The organism is Streptomyces sp. RKAG293 (genome assembly GCF_023701745.1).
Taxonomy (GTDB): domain Bacteria; phylum Actinomycetota; class Actinomycetes; order Streptomycetales; family Streptomycetaceae; genus Actinacidiphila.
In genome coordinates, this window is the sequence record NZ_JAJOZB010000001.1 from 4,266,917 (window position 1) to 4,283,461 (window position 16,545).

The 16,545-nt window shown below is 71.6% G+C and carries 16 protein-coding genes; 8 read left to right on the forward strand and 8 right to left on the reverse strand.

Translation table 11 applies throughout. The features are described 5' to 3' along the window. Positions 1-89 precede the first annotated feature (89 nt). Positions 90-794, reverse strand: coding sequence for a VTT domain-containing protein (locus tag LNW72_RS18715; RefSeq protein ID WP_250976463.1), 705 nt, complete (start codon positions 792-794; stop codon positions 90-92). 232 nt (positions 795-1,026) lie between these two features. Here LNW72_RS18715 and LNW72_RS18720 point away from each other — a divergent pair, with 232 nt between their 5' ends. Together LNW72_RS18720 and LNW72_RS18725 are read left to right on the forward strand one after the other, a co-directional pair. Continuing rightward, complete coding sequence (locus tag LNW72_RS18720; protein ID WP_164608143.1) at positions 1,027-2,385, forward strand: ABC transporter ATP-binding protein; 1,359 nt, start codon at positions 1,027-1,029, stop codon at positions 2,383-2,385. 63 nt (positions 2,386-2,448) lie between these two features. Next, positions 2,449-2,814, forward strand: a complete 366-nt coding sequence (locus LNW72_RS18725; RefSeq protein WP_250976464.1) for a YbjQ family protein — start codon at positions 2,449-2,451, stop codon at positions 2,812-2,814. Positions 2,815-2,839: 25 nt separating this feature from the next. Here LNW72_RS18725 and LNW72_RS18730 read toward each other — a convergent pair whose 3' ends face one another. Next, positions 2,840-3,598, reverse strand: coding sequence for a MerR family transcriptional regulator (locus tag LNW72_RS18730; protein WP_250976465.1), 759 nt, complete (start codon positions 3,596-3,598; stop codon positions 2,840-2,842). Between the two features lie 117 nt (positions 3,599-3,715). Here LNW72_RS18730 and leuE point away from each other — a divergent pair, with 117 nt between their 5' ends. Both leuE and LNW72_RS18740 read left to right on the forward strand, forming a co-directional pair. Continuing rightward, the gene (gene leuE / locus LNW72_RS18735) at positions 3,716-4,384 is read left to right on the forward strand and encodes a leucine efflux protein LeuE (protein ID WP_250976466.1); all 669 of its coding nucleotides are present in this window, start codon (positions 3,716-3,718) and stop codon (positions 4,382-4,384) included. 174 nt (positions 4,385-4,558) lie between these two features. Beyond that, positions 4,559-5,965 (forward strand): glutamate decarboxylase, encoded by a 1,407-nt coding sequence (locus LNW72_RS18740; protein WP_250976467.1) that lies wholly within the window; start codon positions 4,559-4,561, stop codon positions 5,963-5,965. 39 nt (positions 5,966-6,004) lie between these two features. Here the strand turns inward: LNW72_RS18740 and LNW72_RS18745 are convergent, their stop codons facing one another. The 3 genes from LNW72_RS18745 to LNW72_RS18755 form a co-directional block, all read right to left on the reverse strand. Further along, positions 6,005-7,387, reverse strand: coding sequence for a sensor domain-containing protein (locus LNW72_RS18745; RefSeq protein WP_308401973.1), 1,383 nt, complete (start codon positions 7,385-7,387; stop codon positions 6,005-6,007). Between the two features lie 84 nt (positions 7,388-7,471). Continuing rightward, positions 7,472-8,560 (reverse strand): AI-2E family transporter, encoded by a 1,089-nt coding sequence (locus tag LNW72_RS18750; protein WP_250976468.1) that lies wholly within the window; start codon positions 8,558-8,560, stop codon positions 7,472-7,474. 103 nt (positions 8,561-8,663) lie between these two features. Then, positions 8,664-9,740, reverse strand: coding sequence for a PP2C family protein-serine/threonine phosphatase (locus LNW72_RS18755; protein ID WP_250976469.1), 1,077 nt, complete (start codon positions 9,738-9,740; stop codon positions 8,664-8,666). 235 nt (positions 9,741-9,975) lie between these two features. On the opposite strand from LNW72_RS18755, the gene LNW72_RS18760 reads away from it, so the two are divergent. Both LNW72_RS18760 and LNW72_RS18765 read left to right on the forward strand, forming a co-directional pair. Further along, a complete protein-coding gene (locus LNW72_RS18760; protein WP_138355860.1) occupies positions 9,976-10,191 on the forward strand; it encodes a dodecin in 216 nt (71 codons plus the stop codon). A 257-nt stretch (positions 10,192-10,448) separates the two neighbouring features. After that, positions 10,449-11,726, forward strand: coding sequence for a M23 family metallopeptidase (locus tag LNW72_RS18765; protein ID WP_250976470.1), 1,278 nt, complete (start codon positions 10,449-10,451; stop codon positions 11,724-11,726). A gap of 19 nt (positions 11,727-11,745) precedes the next feature. Here LNW72_RS18765 and LNW72_RS18770 read toward each other — a convergent pair whose 3' ends face one another. Further along, positions 11,746-13,425 (reverse strand): SpoIIE family protein phosphatase, encoded by a 1,680-nt coding sequence (locus LNW72_RS18770; RefSeq protein WP_250976471.1) that lies wholly within the window; start codon positions 13,423-13,425, stop codon positions 11,746-11,748. A 238-nt stretch (positions 13,426-13,663) separates the two neighbouring features. Between LNW72_RS18770 and LNW72_RS18775 the strand changes: the two genes are divergently transcribed. Further along, a complete protein-coding gene (locus LNW72_RS18775; RefSeq protein WP_250976472.1) occupies positions 13,664-14,146 on the forward strand; it encodes a hypothetical protein in 483 nt (160 codons plus the stop codon). After that, on the forward strand, positions 14,143-15,171 hold the full coding sequence (locus LNW72_RS18780) for a rod shape-determining protein (protein ID WP_250976473.1): 1,029 nt from the start codon (positions 14,143-14,145) through the stop codon (positions 15,169-15,171). Before LNW72_RS18775 ends, LNW72_RS18780 begins: the two co-directional genes overlap by 4 nt. Positions 15,172-15,264: 93 nt before the next feature. On the opposite strand, the gene LNW72_RS18785 is transcribed toward LNW72_RS18780, so the two are convergent. Together LNW72_RS18785 and LNW72_RS18790 are read right to left on the reverse strand one after the other, a co-directional pair. Then, positions 15,265-15,474 carry a hypothetical protein gene (locus tag LNW72_RS18785; RefSeq protein WP_250976474.1) on the reverse strand — a complete coding sequence of 70 codons (210 nt, stop codon included), beginning with the start codon at positions 15,472-15,474 and terminating at the stop codon, positions 15,265-15,267. 200 nt (positions 15,475-15,674) lie between these two features. Beyond that, on the reverse strand, positions 15,675-16,523 hold the full coding sequence (locus tag LNW72_RS18790) for a helix-turn-helix transcriptional regulator (protein ID WP_250976475.1): 849 nt from the start codon (positions 16,521-16,523) through the stop codon (positions 15,675-15,677). Positions 16,524-16,545 lie beyond the last annotated feature (22 nt).

A 16,545-nucleotide genomic window follows, 5' to 3' on the forward strand; every position in this document is an offset into this window, starting at 1 on the left:
CCACCTCCGGTGATCAGTGTGCAGGGCGCACGGCACCCACCGCGATTCCCACCCCCCTCACCGCACCGGCGGCGGACGCCGGCCCTCCGCTACTTGGCCCGGTGGCGGCCGCCCCGGCCGGCGGTGCCGACGGGCGGCGGAGGCAGGTCGGCGGGGGGCCGGGGGCCCTCCTTCTTCGACTTCGCGCGGGCCCGGAGGAACTCGATGGCGATGGGGACGACCGAGACGAGCACGATCGCGACCAGGATGAGCTCGATGTTCTTGTGGACGAACTCGATCTGGCCGAGCCAGTAGCCGAGGAGGGTGACGCCGCCGCCCCAGAGCGTTCCGCCGATGATGTTGTAGGTGACGAAGGTCCGGTAGTTCATGCGGCTGACGCCGGCGATGATCGGCGTGAACGTGCGGACGATCGGCACGAAGCGGGCCAGCACGATCGACTTCGGACCGTGCTTCTCGAAGAACTCGTGCGCCTTCTCGATGTTCTCCTGCTTGAAGAGCCGGGAGTCCGGGCGCCGGAAGAGCGAGGGCCCGACCTTGCGGCCGAAGAGGAAGCCGACCTGGTCACCGACGATGGCGGCGACGATGATCAGCACCGTCACCAGCCACAGCGGGGTCTTGAGGGTGCCGCCCGCGACCAGGAGTCCGGTCGTGAAGAGGAGCGAGTCCCCGGGCAGGAAGAATCCGATCAGCAGGCCCGACTCTGCGAAGACGATCAACAGCACGCCCCACAGGCCGAACGAGTTGATCAGGTGGTCGGGATCGAGCCAGCTGGGGCCCAGGGCGATGTTGGTCACCGTTTAAAAGTACCAACCGAATCGTTGCGCCCCCTGTGCGTGACGGCCGGCTCCCGTCCGTGCGGACTCCGTGACGGGTCGGTGAAAGATCCGCGACGTAGAGATCGCGCCAACGGTCTTGGCCGAAACGTTCCCCAACGCACGGACGGTGCATTACGTTCTCCGCAACGCCACGCGTGCACCACTGGCAAGTCTCCTGTCGCAGCATCTGAACCTTCTGGCGGATCCTGTTATGACGCGCGCCATATCCCTGCACGATCTTTCGAAGACCTACCCCAAGCAGCCCGCCCCGGCGGTCGACCGGTTCTCCCTGGAGATCCCCCCCGGCGAGTTCCTGGTGCTGCTCGGTCCCTCCGGCTGTGGCAAGTCCACCGTGCTGCGCATGATCGCCGGGCTGGAGGACATCAGCTCCGGGGAGCTGCTGCTCGACGGCGAGTACGCGAACAACCTCGCGCCCGGCGACCGCCGGATGGCGATGGTCTTCCAGAACTTCGCGCTCTACCCGAGCATGACCAGCCGGCAGAACATCGGGTTCCCGCTGCGCTTCGAGATGCCGGGCGAGGACCAGAACCCGCGGGTCGAGGAGACCGCGCGGATCCTGGGCATCGAGGAGATCCTGGACCGCTACCCCGGGCAGCTGTCCGGCGGCGAGCGGCAGCGGGTCGCGATGGGCCGCGCCATCTCCCGGCACCCGTCGGTGTTCCTGATGGACGAGCCGCTGTCGAACCTGGACGCCAAGCTGCGCTCACATCTACGCGCCGAGATCGCCCGGCTGACCCGTGGAATGGGCGTCACCACCGTGTATGTGACGCACGATCAGGCGGAGGCCATGTCGCTCGGCGACCGCGTCGCGGTCATGCGCGGCGGGGTGCTGCAGCAGGTCGGAAGCCCGCGCGACACGTACCACCTGCCGGTGAACGTGTTCGTCGCCGCATTCATCGGGACGCCGCGGATCAATCTGCTGCAGGCCACCGTGCTGGCGCCGCTGGGCGGCGGCATGTGGATCGACTTCGGGCGGCAGCGGCTGGGACTGCCGGAGCCGCTGAGCCTGGACCACCAGATGCTCCGCATCCAGCAGGGCCGCGACATCATCGTCGGGCTGCGCTCCGAGGCGGTCCGGATCGCGGCGCCGAGCAGCGCGCACGCGGGCGAGGTGGTGCTCAGCGGCATCGTCGAGCACGTGGAGTACCAGGGGCACGAGTGCCTGGTGCATCTGAACACCGGCGCGAAGCCGGCGGTCGTGCCGGAGCTGGAGGCGCCCCGGCTGCCCGCCCAGCGCACCCGCTCCGCGGCCCGGCGGGCGGCCGCCGGCCCCGGCGGACTGGGGAAGCTGGCGCGCAAGGCCGCCGGACGGTTCCCCGGACTGCTCCAGGAACCGGACAGCGCGGGCGCGGTCAAGGTGCTGGACCCGCCGCCGGCCGACCGCGCGGAGCAGCCGACCGGCGACCTGGTGGTGCGTACCGGGCCCGACATCCGGGTCCGGCCCGGGGACCGGGTCCCGCTGCTGGTGGACCTGGCGCACCTCTACGTCTTCGACAACACCGGCCGCCGGATCTGCCCGGCGCCCGCGGAACAGCCACGACTGGAGTAGTGCGGCGTCGCGACTGGAGTAGTCCGGGGTGCGGCCGCCGCTTTCAGGGGTAACCGTTCCCTCATGGGTATCGATGATTTCGGCGGCGGACAGTCGGACCAGTCCGACGTCCTGGTGGTGACCACGAACGAAGCGCCCGGCTACCGGGTCGAGAAGGTGATCGGCGAGGTGTTCGGGCTGACCGTGCGCTCCCGGCACATCGGGAGCCAGATCGGCGCCGGGCTCAAGTCGATGATCGGCGGCGAACTGAAGGGTCTGACGAAGACCCTCGTGCAGACCCGCAACCAGGCGATGGAGCGGCTCGTCGAGCAGGCCCAGGCCCGCGGGGCGAACGCCGTGCTCATGATGCGCTTCGACGTGACCGAGGCGGCCGACGTGGGCACGGAGGTGTGCGCGTACGGCACCGCGGTGGTGCTGGTGCGCGTGTAGCCGCCGCTTCCGGTGGTGAACGCCGTCAGACGTTGCGGACGGCGTTCGCCAGGATCGCCTCGCGGAGGTACCCGGCCAGGCCGGGGCGGACGGCGTCGTAGGTGGCGGTGAAGCGCGGGTCCGCGATGTACATCTCGGCGAGCCCGACGTGGATCTCGTAGGTGCAGTCGTAGTGGAACCGCCGGATCTGCTCGCGGTGCTCCTCGGCGAGGTCCATCGCCGGGGCGGAGTCCGGTGCCGCGCCGGAGTCCATCAGCGCGACGAACCGCCGGTTGAGATCGTCGCCCTCGTTCTTGATCCGCAGCCAGTCCTCCTTGGTGTACGAGGCGGCCCGGCGCTGCGACTCGGCGTACGCGTCGGTGTCGCCCCAACGACGCTCGACCTCCTCGGCGTACTGGTCGGGGTCGTGGTCCCCGAAGACCTCGAACCTCTCCTCGGGTGTGAGGTTGATGCCCATCTTCTTCGCCTCCATGGCTCGTTCGACGGCGGCCGCCATCTCCCGGAGTCTGTTGATCCGGTCGGACAGCAGCCGGTGCTGGCGGCGCAGATGCGCCGAGGGGTCGGCGGCCGGGTCGTCCAGCAGCGTGGCGACCTCGTCCAGGGGGAAGCCCAGCTCCCGGTAGAAGAGGATCTGCTGCAGCCGGTCGAGGTCGGCGTCGTCGTACCGCCGGTGGCCCGCGTGGCTGCGGCCGCCCGGGGAGAGCAGCCCGATCTCGTCGTAGTGGTGCAGGGTCCGCACGGTGATGCCGGCGTAGCCCGCGACCTCTCCCACGGAGTAGCCCATCGCTTCCCCGCTCCTTTCCGCTGCCCAGCAGCTCTTCCGCGCTTCCGCGCTTCCGCGCTTCCGGGGTCCACGGTGACGCCTCACGTCGCGTGAGGTGCAAGTGCCACACTTGTTCGCATGCTCGGGATAACTGATCTTTCTACGTACCTGGCGGGGCTGGCCCTGATCATCCTGCTGCCGGGGCCGAACTCGCTGTACGTGGTCTCGGTGGCGGCCCGGCTCGGGCCGCGCACCGGCTACCGGGCGGCGGCCGGGGTGCTGTGCGGCGACACCGTGCTGATGACGCTGTCCGCGGGCGGGGTGGCGTCGCTGCTGCAGGCCAGCCCGGTGGCGTTCACCGTGGTCAAGTTCGCCGGTGCGGGCTATCTGACCTGGCTCGCGGCGGGCATGCTGCGCGGCGCCGTGGCCCTGTGGCGCGGGCGGACCGCACGGAACGCGGCGGCCGGGGACGCGGACGGCGGGCCCGCGAAGCAGGAGAAGGCGGAGCGGCCGTTCCGCCGGGCGCTGGTGGTCAGTCTGTTCAACCCGAAGGCGATCCTGTTCTTCGTCGCGTTCTTCGTGCAGTTCGTCGACCCGGGGTACGCGCACCCGGCGCTGTCGTTCCTCGCGCTCGGCGCCTGGGCCCAGCTGTTCAGCTTCACCTATCTGACGGTGCTCATCTTCAGCGGCACCTACCTGGCGGCGGCCTTCCGGCGGCGCCGGCGGCTGACGGCGGGGCTGTCGGCGGGCGCGGGGGCGCTCTTCCTGGGCTTCGCGGCGAAGCTGTCGCTGGCCGGCACGGTCTGACCCGGGCGGGAGGGGCGTGGGTGTCCTCCTCCTTGACCTCATTCTCCTTGACCTCATTCCTGACAGGCGGGACGGCCACGGGCGCCGTATCGTCCCGATGGGAATCCGTTGAGGAGGCACAATCATGAGCACGCACGTGAACGCCGCCGTCGTCCGCCGCCCGGCCACCCTCTGATGGCGCTGCACAAGGGAGCCGGGGACTCCCGCCCGCTCGCGGTCAACCCGTTCTTCTACGGCGACGCCGACCCGATCGGCAGCATGCGCACCGCGCCGCCCAAGCACCGGCTGCCGGACGGGCCGATGTCGCCGCACACCGCGTACCAGCTGGTCCATGACGAGCTGATGCTCGACGGGAACTCCCGGCTCAACCTGGCGACGTTCGTCACCACGTGGATGGAACCGCAGGCCGACGTGCTGATGGTCGAGTGCCGCGACAAGAACATGATCGACAAGGACGAGTACCCGCGCACCGCCGAGCTGGAGCGGCGCTGCGTGACGATGCTCGCCGACCTCTGGAACGCGCCCGACCCCGAGCAGGTCATCGGCTGCTCGACGACCGGCTCCTCCGAGGCGTGCATGCTCGCCGGTATGGCCCTCAAGCGCCGCTGGGCGAACCGTAACGCCGACCGCTATCCGGCGACGGCCCGGCCGAACCTCATCATGGGCGCCAACGTGCAGGTGTGCTGGGAGAAGTTCTGCGCGTTCTGGGAGGTCGAGGCGCGGCTGGTGCCCGTGGAGGGCGACCGGCTGCACCTGGACGCCGAGTCGGCCGTGGCGCTGTGCGACGAGAACACGATCGGCGTAGTCGCCGTCCTCGGATCGACCTTCGACGGATCGTACGAACCGGTCGCGGAGATCTGCGCGGCCCTCGACGCGCTCAAGGAACGAACCGGCCTGGACGTACCGGTCCATGTGGACGGCGCGTCGGGCGCGATGGTCGCCCCCTTCATCGACGAGGACCTCGTCTGGGACTTCCGGCTCCCCCGCGTCGCCTCGATCAACACCTCGGGCCACAAGTACGGGCTGGTCTACCCCGGCGTCGGCTGGGCACTGTGGCGCGACCACGACGCCCTCCCCGAGGAGCTGGTCTTCAGCGTCAACTACCTCGGCGGCGACATGCCGACCTTCGCCCTCAACTTCTCCCGGCCGGGCGCGCAGGTCGTGGCGCAGTACTACACGTTCCTGCGGCTGGGCCGCGACGGCTACCGCGCCGTGCAGCAGACCAGCCGGGACGTGGCGATGTCCCTGGCCTCCCGCATCGAGGCGCTCGGCGACTTCAAGCTGATCACCAAAGGCGACGAGCTGCCGGTCTTCGCCTTCACCACCACCGACGAGATCAAGAACTACGACGTCTTCGACGTCTCCCGCCGACTCCGCGAAAGCGGCTGGCTCGTCCCCGCCTACACCTACCCGGCGGACCGCGAGGACCTCGCCGTCCTGCGCGTGGTCTGCCGCAACGGCTTCTCCGACGACCTCGCCGACCTCCTCATCGAGGAACTCTCCCGCCTCCTCCCCGAACTCCGCCAGCAGGACGGCCCCTTGGACCGCCCGGCAGAGGTGGCTACGGCGTTCCACCACTGAGGGTGGGGTGGGTGCGGGGGCGCCGCTCGGGCCGGCGGGTCAGGGAGTTGAGACCCGGGCCGGGATGCGGATGTGCAGCAGGGTCGGGCCGCCCGGTGGGCTGGTGACGGCGAGGGTGCCGGCCACGACCGAGACGCGGTCGGCGAGGCCGGTGAAACCCGTGCCGCCCTGCTGCGCGGGGTTCGTCGCGGCATCGTTCGGTTCGCCGGCGCCGCCGCGTCCGTTGTCGTGGATCCGTACGTCGAGGTGGGTGCCGTCGTGGCCGCCGGTGACGGTGGCCCGGGTGGCGCCGCTGTGTTTGGCGACGTTGGCGAGGGCCTCGCAGACGGCGAAGTAGGCGGCGGCCTCGACGGCGTCGGGCAGTCGGCCCGGGAGGTCGAAGGAGACGTCGACGGGCACCGGGGAGCGGTCGGCGGCGTCGGCGACGGCGTCGGGCAGGCCGCGGTCGGTGAGGATCTGCGGATGGATGCCGTTGATGAGTTCGCGCAGCTCGGTGAGGACCTGGCCGGCCTCCCGGTGCGCCACTTCCAGTTGCTCGGCGAGCCGGCTGCCGGGCGGTGCGTCGAGGCGGGCCAGGCCGAGCGTCATGGAGAGTGCCACGAGACGCTGCTGCGCACCGTCGTGCAGATCGCGTTCGATGCGGCGCCGTTCGGCCTCGAAGGCGTCGACGAGCCGGACCCGCGAGTCGGTGAGTTCGCTGATCCGCCGCTGTGAGCTGTCGTCGCCCGGCACCAGCAGGAAACGGGCGAGCTCGGCCCGTACCCCGGCGAACGCCGTCAGCGGATAGGAGAAGGCGAGCAGCAGCACGGCCCCGAAGAGCGCGAGCGCCCAGGCGTTGCCGTACGAGTCGATGTGCAGCGTCTTGAGGACGTGCACCTCGCCCTCGGTGGCGAGCAGTGCGGGCGTGGCCAGCAGCGCGCCGGGAACGACGAGGGCGAACCCGAGGACCAGCAGGTCGCACCAGCACAGGACGAAGGCGGTGAGGACGGTGTAGCCCAGCTCCCACCACGTGGCGCGCTCCCGGAACCGCAGCCGCGCCCAGGCGGTGAGGCCGGTGCGGTCCGGCGCCCGGTGCGGGCTGGGCGCGGGACGGGGGTCGATCCAGCGCAGCCTGCAGCGCTCCAGCGCACCGAACGGCAGGCCCGCCAGGGCGAGCGCGGCCAGCAGCGGCAGCCCGACGAGGACGAGCGCGAGCGATCCGCCGACAGCCGTGCCGAGGACCAGGAGGGCACACGCGACGGCGCCGGCGAGTCCGCCGGTGAGGAGATACGCCGCGGAGCGCCACGGCCGGGCGGACAGGACGAACGCGGGGCGGCCCATCGCCTGCCAGGTGCCCGGGATCGGGAGCGGGACCGGGACCGGGAGCGGGCCCGGGTTCCGGGTCGGGATCGGCTTCGGGGGCTGCGTGTTCAGGGGCTGCACCCGGCCACGGTAGGCGGCGGGGCGGGACGGGCGCGGTAGTGCCAGCCCTACTCCTGCCCTACTTTCCTGCCCTGATTTCCTGCCCTACTTCTCCGCGGCCGCCGACTCGGGAGGGCCCGGCGGCTCAGATGACTCCGCCCGCCGCTCGGCCCGCAGTTCGGACAGCACGCCGACGGCGGCCGCCGCCACCGGTACGGCCAGCAGGGTGCCGAGCAGTCCGCCCGCCGCGGCGCCCGCCGTGACGGCGAGCATCACGGCGGCCGGGTGCAGCCGGACCGTACGGCTCTGGACCACGGGCTGCAGCACCGCGCCCTCGATCGTCTGCACGGCGAGGATCACCCCGAGCGTCCACAGCGCGGTCCCCAGCCCCTGGTCGGCGAAGGCGACGAGCACCGCGACCGTGCCGGACAGGAAGGCACCCACGTAGGGGACGTACGCGCCGACGAAGACCAGGACGGCGAGCCCCGGGGCGCCGGGCACGCGCAGGGCGGCGAGCCCGATCAGGATGAACGCCGCGTCGATCGCGGCGATGATCGTGGTGCCCCGCATGTAGCCGGACAGCGCGGCGAACGCGCGCCGCCCGATCCACAGCAGCCGTTCCCCGGCCGGACCCGGCAGCGCCGCGCGGACCGCGCCCGGCAACCGGTCGCCGTCGCGCAGCAGGAAGAACAGCATGGCGAGCATCAGCACGAGCCCCATGAGCAGTTGCGCCGCCAGACCCAGCCCGCTGACGAAGCCCTTGGCCACCGCACCGCCCAACTGCGCGCCGAGGCCGTTCAGTCCCTGCGCGGCGCTGTTCATCGTGTCGCCGGCCGAGCCGAGATCGTCGGCGAGCCGCTCACCCGCCTCGGCGAGTGAGGCGGAGAGCTGGGCGGCGTTGGTCACCAGGGTGTGGACCATCACCCACCCGGCGAAGACGACGACCGCGATCAGGACCACACAGGTCAGCGCCGCCGCCGCGGCCCGGGGCACCCCGCGCGCCACGAGCCTCCGGGCGAGCGGCCCGAGCAGCGCGGCGCCCAGCAGCGCGAGGAGTACGGGAACGATGGCCACGCGCAGTTCGACGCACAGCCACACCCCGAGCGCGACGACGGCGGCGCCCAGCAGGATCGCCGCGCACCACTGCGCCATGCGCAGGACCGGGGCCGGAAACGCCTCGCGCTGGTCGTCCATACGGAGATCTTCACGCCGTTCATCCATACGTCGCATGTTGTGGCGCACCTGGCCCAACCTCACCGGCCCGGACCACCGAGCACCGGCCCACCACCGGCCGGGGTCAGTGATAGGTGACGGCCAGTACGGCCATGTCGTCCGTTCCGCGGCCGCCGGACCACGCTTCGACGTCGCACACCAGCGCGTCGATGACCGCCCGCGGACCCTCGAACGGCCCGCAGCCGGCGAGTCGTACGACGGGGTCGTAGAACGCCCCGGCCTTGTCGCGGGCCTCCGTCACCCCGTCGGTGACCAGCAGCAAGGTGCCGCCGGGCGGCAGCCGGTGGGTGTCAGGGGCCGAGCGGGAGCCGTTGAGCGCGCCCATGCCGAGCGGCAGATCCGGCTCGGCGGCGTCCAGGGCCAGGACCGTTCCGCCGACCAGCAGATACGGGGCGGGGTGGCCGCGGTTCAGCAGCCGCAGGGTGCGGCAGTCCGCGGAGAACTCGGCGAGCAGCGCCGTCGTGAAGCCCTCCGTCTGGTCCTCACCCGACCGGCGGATCCCCTCGCGGATCAGGGAGTGCTCCAGCCGTCCGGCCAACTCCGGCAGGTCGGCCGCCCACTCGGCGGCCTCCCGGAAGGCGCCGAGCAGCACCGACACCGCACCGACCGCGCCCAGCCCCTTACCGCGCACATCGCCGATCAGCAGCCGGGTGCCGAACGGGGTGTCCTCGACGGCGTAGACGTCGCCGCCGATCCGCGCCTCGCTCTGCGCGGCGCGGTAGGTGACCGCGATGTCCAGCGGACCCATCCGCTCGGGCGGGGTGGGCAGGATGGCGCGCTGGGCGGCCTCCGCCACCGTCCGCACGGTGGCCAGGCTCCGGCCGTAGCGGGCGATCAGCCGGTTCACGCCGAGGCCGATGAGGCCCGCGAGGAAGACGTTGGCGATCTCGGCGGCGCCCAGGACGTGGCCGAAGGACCCGTGCCGCACCGTCAGCCCGATCATCGCCGCGAGGGCGGCGGCGGAGAGCAGCAGCGTGGAGCGGAACGAGAGCGTCGCCCCGGCCGCCACGCAGGCCACGGCGAGCAGCGGTCCGCCGTGGTAGTCGACGGGGGTGAGGAGGTCGAAGCAGATGCCGATGAGGACGACGGCCAGCGGGACGAAGCGGACGGGGACGGGCCAGCGGCCGGAAAGGCGGTCCACGCGCTTCCTCCGTCATCGCTCGCACGTCATCGCTGGCACGTCATCGTTCACGGGCCATGGTTCACCGGCCATGACGCCCGCGCATCCACCGGAACACGGTCGAGTACATGATCTTATGTCCGGTTTTGCGGGAATGCGGAGTGGCGGCCCTTCGGGCACCGTGGACGCAAGGACGGAACGCACACGCCACCCCACACCGCCCTACACCGCCCTCTCACTACGCCGGGAGAACGCCATGACCGACCGTACGTACCGCGTGACCGAGATCGTGGGCACCTCGCACGAAGGCATCGACGCCGCGATCCGCAACGGGATCCACCGGGCGTCGCAGACGCTCCGCGCCCTCGACTGGTTCGAGATCACCCAGGTGCGCGGCCACATCGTGGACGGCGAGATCGAGCACTACCAGGTGGGGCTGAAGGTCGGATTCCGGCTGGAGGACTCCGAATAGCGCAGCGTTGAGCCAGGCAGGAGCGCGCGCGGACGGGAACGGGAAGGACGACAGGGCCGTGACCGCCACCGGGAGACCGTCCCGGGATCCGGCGACGGTCACGGAGACAACAGTTTGTCTGCCTTGACCACGGAAAGTGACCATCCTCGGTGACGCGTTGTGACGCGCCTTCGCGGTACCGGCCGAACGGCGGAGAGCGGGCGGCCCGCGGCGTGTCCCGCGAGCGCGGGCGGCGGTCGTGACGCGATGATCCTCCGATGCCAGGAACCGCGTCCGTCCGCGGGTCGGCCGTCAGGTCGCTCGCCGTCCTGCTCTGCGCCGGGCTGCTGACGGTCCTGCCGGTCCTGCCGGATCCCGCCCACGGTTCGCTCGGTGCGCAGCCGGCCCGCGCGGACGACCGGCTCGGGGACGTGTCCGCCGAGGTGGACACCATGTACCGGCAGGCCGCCGACTCCACCACCGCGTACGACAAGGCCCGGCGGGCCGCGGACAGGCAGCGGGCCACGGCCGTCCGGCTGCGGCGGTCGGTGACGCTCGGTCAGCGGAAGATGGACGGCCTGCACGAGAGCATCGGCCTGCTGGCCCGGCTGCAGTACCGCTCAGGAGGGCTGCCGGCCGCCGCCGCGCTGATGCTGTCCGATTCCCCCGAGGACCTGCTCGACCGGATGGGCCGGCTCCGCAAGAGCGACGAGGCCGTGGCGGCGCTGCTCAGCACCGTGGCGACGACGACCGCGCAGCTGCGACGGGACAGGACGGCGGCCGACCGGGCGCTCGGGGAGCTGGACGAGCAGACCGTGCGCGAGGCCGGGCTGCAGAAGGAGATCACGGCCAAGCTCGGGCGGGCCCGCGAACTGCTGCGCCGGCTGGAGGCCGCCAGATCCGCCCGGTTGGCCTCCCCGCAGGAGTGCGCGCACGCCATCCCCGAGGAGATGCCCGCGCCCGGCACCGCCATCCGGGTGCGCGCCCCCTGGATCGCGCCCGTCGACCACTACACCCTGTCCGCCGGCTTCGACGCGCCCGGCGACCACTGGGCGAACCGCCACACCGGCCAGGACTTCGCCGTGCCGGAGGGCACTCCGGTGCGCGCGGTCGGGGCCGGAACGGTGGTCCTGACGACGTGCGGCGACGGGTTCGGCAACCAGATCGTCGTGCGGCACGGCAACGGGTACTTCTCGCAGTACGCGCATCTGTCGCTGATGCAGGTCAAGGTCGGCGAGCGGGTTCCGACGGGCCGGCAGATCGCGCTGTCGGGCAGCACCGGCAACTCCACCGGTCCGCATCTGCACTTCGAGGTGCGGGTGACGCCCGAGCTGGGGTCGGGGGTGGACCCCGTGCCGTGGCTGCGTGAGCACGGCGTGCGCCTCCAGCCCGTGGCAGGCCCGTCCACGGCTCCCGCCGTCACCCAGCTGCCCACGGCCCCGGCCATCGCCCTCGCGCCGCCGCCCCCCGCCGACGCCGGCCCGTCCACGTCCCCGGTCTCCGGGGTCCCCGCGGTCCCTCCGGTCTCCGCGGCCCCCACACCCCCTGCCCACTGAACCACCGCGGCCACCGGGACTACTGCGCGACCACGCGGGCCACCAGCACCGCCACGTCGTCCTCCATGGTCGTCTCGACGAGCCGCTCCAGCACCTGGTCGAGGAGCTCCTCCAGGCTGCCGTCCGGGGCCAGCCGGAGCGCCGCGAGCCGGGCCAGGGACACGTCGATGTCCTCGCCCCGGCGCTCGACGAGGCCGTCGGTGTAGAGCAGCAGGACGGAGCCGGGGCTGCAGCGGCCCCTGGCCAGCGTGTATCCGCCGAACCCGGTGCCCAGCGGCGGGCCGGTGGGGACGCGGATCAGCCCGGCGCTGCCGTCCGGGCCGAGGACGGCGGGCGGCAGATGGCCGGCGCTGGAGTACCAGGCGAAGCCGCGCGGCGGATCCACCAGGACGAGCATGCAGGTGGCGGGACGGCCCGACTCGGTAGCGGCGATGAGGGCGTCGAGCCGCTCCAGGATGCGGTTCGGGGGCTCGTCATCGGCGGCGACGACCCGCAGCATCGCCCGGTAGTGGCTCATGTCGACGGCCGCCTCCACGCCGTGCCCCATGACGTCACCCATCGCCAGCAGCGTTCTGCCGTCCGGCAGTTGGACCGCGTCGAACCAGTCGCCGCCGACCAGCGCGCTGCTGCCGGCCGGCAGATAGCGGGACGCCACCTCGAGGTTCGGGTGCGGGCTGCTGGGCTCCGCCAGCAGGGCGCTCTGCAGCCCGAGCGCGATGTCGTGCTCCCGGGTGAAGCGGCGGGCGTTGTCGAGGCTGATGGCCGCCCGGCGGGCCAGGTCCTGGGCGACGACGACGTCCTCGGCGGTGAAGCCCGGCGAGTCCCCGGACCGCACCAGGGTCACGGTGCCGATCGGCTGACCGCGCGCGGCCAGCGGTACGACGAGCGCGGAGTGGATGCCCGCCGCCCGGTACGCGGCGACGCGTTCGGTGTTGGGCGCCGCCCGGACGAGTTCCTCGTCGGACAGCAGGTTCTGCATCAGCGGCTTGCCGGTCTCCAGACAGCGCGGGATGGCGGAGCCGGCCTGGTAGTCCACGTACTCCCCGGGCACCCCGAACACCTGCACGCGCTCCCGCAGCCTCGGCACGGACGACAGCGCGGTCCTGCGCATCCGCAGCGACCCGGGCGCCGGGCGGCCGCCGCCCTCCCCCTGCATGACCGGCAGCACCTCGACGGACGCGACGTCGGCGAGCAGCGGCACCAGGAAGTCGGCGAGCTCCCCGCAGGTGGCGTCCATTTCGAGCGTCGTGCCGATCCGGGTGGCGGCGGCGTCCAGAAGGGTGAGCCGCTCGCGGGCCTGCTCCAGATCGCGCTGCTGCTGCCGCGAGGCGGTCACCTCCAGCACGATCCCGACGATGCCGACCACCGCGCCCTCCGCCACCAGCCGGTGGTACGCGCCGTGCCAGTACCGCCGCTCCAGCCCGGACGGCGCCTGGGTGTGCCCGCTGGACGTCACCTCGCGCGGCACCCCGTCGGCGAGTACGGCGCGCAGCACGTCCTCACGGCCGTCGATGCCGGGCAGTACCTCGGCGATGGTCCGGCCGAGGTGCGCCTCGGCGGGCACGCCGTTGATCCTGGCCAGCGCCGGGTTGACGTACACGTAGCGCATACGGGGGTCGAGGATGCCCACGCCGGCCGAGGTGCCCTCCAGGATTCCCCGCAGGATGACGTTCGAGTCCGCGTCGGCGTCAGGGTGCACGCGTCCGCCTCCCTCGCCGTCAGTCCGTCACCGCAGGCGGGACCGTCCAGCCACCATCCATCGTGGGCCGACGGGCCGCAATGCGCATCCGTTCGCGGCCCGGACCGGCCCGCACCCCCCGGACGGCCCATCTCCGGTGGCGGGACCGTTCCGGGCAGCTGATCCTTTTGTCTTTAAGGCGGGAGTTTCATGCGTAATGCTCCCGTCGCGCTCGTCGTCGCGATCTCGGGAGCCCGTTGTGAGCCAGGATTCACCCACCGCGTCCACACCGCCACCCACACCGCAGGGCGGTGCCTGGGGCGGCGGCCGCCCACCGGCCGACTCCTCCACCAACGGGTTGGCCGCCGGGGGCACCGTCTTCGCCGGCATCATGCTCTTCGTCTCCGGCGTGCTGGCGATCCTCCAGGGCATCGTCGCCATCGCCAAGGACGACGTGTACCTCAGCACCCCGGCCTACGCCTTCCGCTTCAACCTGTCGTCCTGGGGCTGGGTCCACCTCATCCTCGGCGTCATCGCGGTCGTCGTCGGCTACGGCGTGCTCACGGGCTCCGCGTGGGGGCGGGTCACCGGTATCGCCCTGGCCTCGCTGAGCATCTTCGCGAACTTCATGTTCCTGCCCTACCAGCCCATCTGGGCGATCACGCTCATCGCGATCGACGTCTTCGTCATCTGGGCCCTCGCCAGCTACCGCCCCACGGACGACGCGGAGGCGCTGCTGTGAACCCGACCCTCGACCAACTCCGCCGCTGCTCGGTCGCCTTCGACATCGGGGCCGCCAGGACCCGCGTCTACCTGCGGAACACCGGCCTGGTCGTCGACGAACCCAGCGTGGTCGCCGTCGACATCAGGACCGGCTCGCTGATCGCGGTCGGCGCCCGCGCCGAGCAGATGGCCGGGCGCACCCCGGAGCACATCCGTGTGGTGCGGCCGGTGTCGAACGGCACCATCGTCGACATCGCCATGGCGCAGCGGATGCTGAAGCACCTCCTCGGTGACAAGCTGCGCAAGTCCTGGCGCCGCGCGCAGATGGTGCGCGCCGCCGTCTGCATGCCGAACGGCAGCGACCCGCTCGCGCAGCGCGCGGCGACCGAGACGCTCTTCGGGCTCGGCGCCCGCAGGGTCGAACTCGTCGACACGCTGATCTCCGCGGCGGTCGGCTGCGGGATGCCCGTCGAGCACCCCGAGGCCACCATGATCGTGGTGTGCGGGGCCGGCACCACCCAGATCGCGGTCCTGTCGCTCGGCTCGATCGTCGCGGCGGAGACCGTCCCGGTGGGCGGCGACGCCATCGACCACGCGGTCGTGCAGCACTTGCGCAGCCAGCACGAGCTGATGCTCCCGAGCCAGTCCGTGCGGCCGCTGCACCACGTGCTCGGCACCGTCGGCCCGACCCTCGACAGCACCGAGGTCTACGGCCGCGACGTCGTCAGCGGCCTCGCCCGCACCGTCCTGGTCGAGACCGACGGCGTCCGGCACGCGATGCGCACCCCGCTCACCGCGGTCCTCGACGCCATCGGCACCGTCCTGCGCCGCTGCCCCCCCGACCTGGTCGCCGACCTCGCCGACCGCGGCATCATGCTCGCCGGCGGCAGCGCCCTGATGCCCGGCCTCGACGCCATGCTCCGCCACGCCACCGGCATCCCCGTCACCATCGCCGAACGCCCCGACGTCTGCGCGGTCCAGGGCCTCGGCGCCATGATCGAGGGCCGCGTCCGCCCGATGGCACTGGCACCGCTGAGCGCGTGAGCACTGGCCGGCTGCCTGCCCCACGTCCGGGGTGGGCGGTCCGGCCCGCAGCCGCAGTCGGATCAGGCGACCGGAGCCTCAGCCACCGGAGCCTCAGCGTTCGGGCGGAAGCGGAGCCGGATGCCGGCGGCCCATCTTCGGCCGCTCCCGCCACACCTGGTAGCAACCCTGCAGATACGCGGTAGCGACCGCATCGGTCATGAACACCAGCACCCGGCACACGCCATCGGCGTCGGGCAGCGCGCAGACGTCTCGCATGACCCGGTCGACGATCACGTACCGGCGGCGCGTGGCAGACCACATCGTGACGTAGCGATCCCTGGCCGGAGCCGGGGGCAGCGCGCTAACGCCCGGCTGTGTGGCCCACATGGTCACCGGGCCCGAGATCCCCGGCCTCATCGGTCACGTATTCGCCCTTGCAGAAGTTCGCCGCTGCCATGAACACCACGCTGGGAACAGCGGTTCATCGCCCTCTACGTCCTTGCAGCGACTTGCACCTCAGTTCACTTGAGAGCGTCGATCGCCGCAGTGATGAGCGATCTTGCGGCAGCCCCATGTACGGCGATCGCGGTCAGCTCGCCGAACCCGTCGACGTATTGCGATACCTCTCCTGGCTCGGTGACGGTCACGGCGGCCGACAGCAGCTCGATGTGCACCCGCCGGTCGTCGAACACCGAGAACGTCTCCAGCGGCCAGATGTCCCGCTTGGCCGTGAAGGGAATCACGCCCAGAGAGACAGCCGGCAGTGCCATCACCGCTATGAGATGCCCGAGTTGACCCGCCATCACCTCCGGGTCACCGACCCGATACCGCAACACCGATTCTTCGACCAGAACGGCGAACCGGTGGTTGCCCTCCCGGATGACATGCGACCGTGCCATCCGCGCCGCTACGGCATCGGCCACGTCGTTCGGGGTCTTGCGAAACGCGACGATGGACGACAGCAGCGCGGTCGCGTACTCCGGAGTCTGAAACAGTCCCGGCACGACGTTCGAACAGTAGACACGGAAATGCTGAGTCTCCTCGTACAACGGAATGCTTGCCGCATGGGCCCGACTCAAACCGGTACGTTGAACCCGCCGCCATTGCACGTACATCGAGTCGGCCGTACGATTCGCGGCAATCAGATCGGCCGACTGATTCTCGGCGTCGCAGACCCGACACCAAGCACGAATATCAGCATCGGATGGCGGAGTTTTGGAATTCTCAATCCGCGACGACTTCGACTCACTCCAGCCGGCTCGGGCTGCCAGTTCCCGCCCCGTGATCCCGGCATCCAGGCGGATCTCACGCAGGCGGGCCGCGAGGGCTTCACGGGCGGCGCGGACGCTGGAGGAGGGGGACGGTGACATGATCCGGTATCTGCCTGAAGCT

Excerpts from the sequence above, each read along its gene's own strand:
- LNW72_RS18760 (WP_138355860.1), top strand. The coding sequence starts at position 9,976 with ATGACCGACCGTACGTACCGCGTGACCGAGATCGTGGGCACCTCGCAC.
- LNW72_RS18750 (WP_250976468.1), bottom strand. The coding sequence starts at position 8,560 with ATGGACGACCAGCGCGAGGCGTTTCCGGCCCCGGTCCTGCGCATGGCG.
- LNW72_RS18740 (WP_250976467.1), top strand. The coding sequence starts at position 4,559 with ATGGCGCTGCACAAGGGAGCCGGGGACTCCCGCCCGCTCGCGGTCAAC.
- LNW72_RS18725 (WP_250976464.1), top strand. The coding sequence starts at position 2,449 with ATGGGTATCGATGATTTCGGCGGCGGACAGTCGGACCAGTCCGACGTC.
- leuE (WP_250976466.1), top strand. The coding sequence starts at position 3,716 with ATGCTCGGGATAACTGATCTTTCTACGTACCTGGCGGGGCTGGCCCTG.
- LNW72_RS18790 (WP_250976475.1), bottom strand. The coding sequence starts at position 16,523 with ATGTCACCGTCCCCCTCCTCCAGCGTCCGCGCCGCCCGTGAAGCCCTC.
- LNW72_RS18765 (WP_250976470.1), top strand. The coding sequence starts at position 10,449 with ATGCCAGGAACCGCGTCCGTCCGCGGGTCGGCCGTCAGGTCGCTCGCC.
- LNW72_RS18785 (WP_250976474.1), bottom strand. The coding sequence starts at position 15,474 with ATGTGGTCTGCCACGCGCCGCCGGTACGTGATCGTCGACCGGGTCATG.
- LNW72_RS18720 (WP_164608143.1), top strand. The coding sequence starts at position 1,027 with ATGACGCGCGCCATATCCCTGCACGATCTTTCGAAGACCTACCCCAAG.
- LNW72_RS18730 (WP_250976465.1), bottom strand. The coding sequence starts at position 3,598 with ATGGGCTACTCCGTGGGAGAGGTCGCGGGCTACGCCGGCATCACCGTG.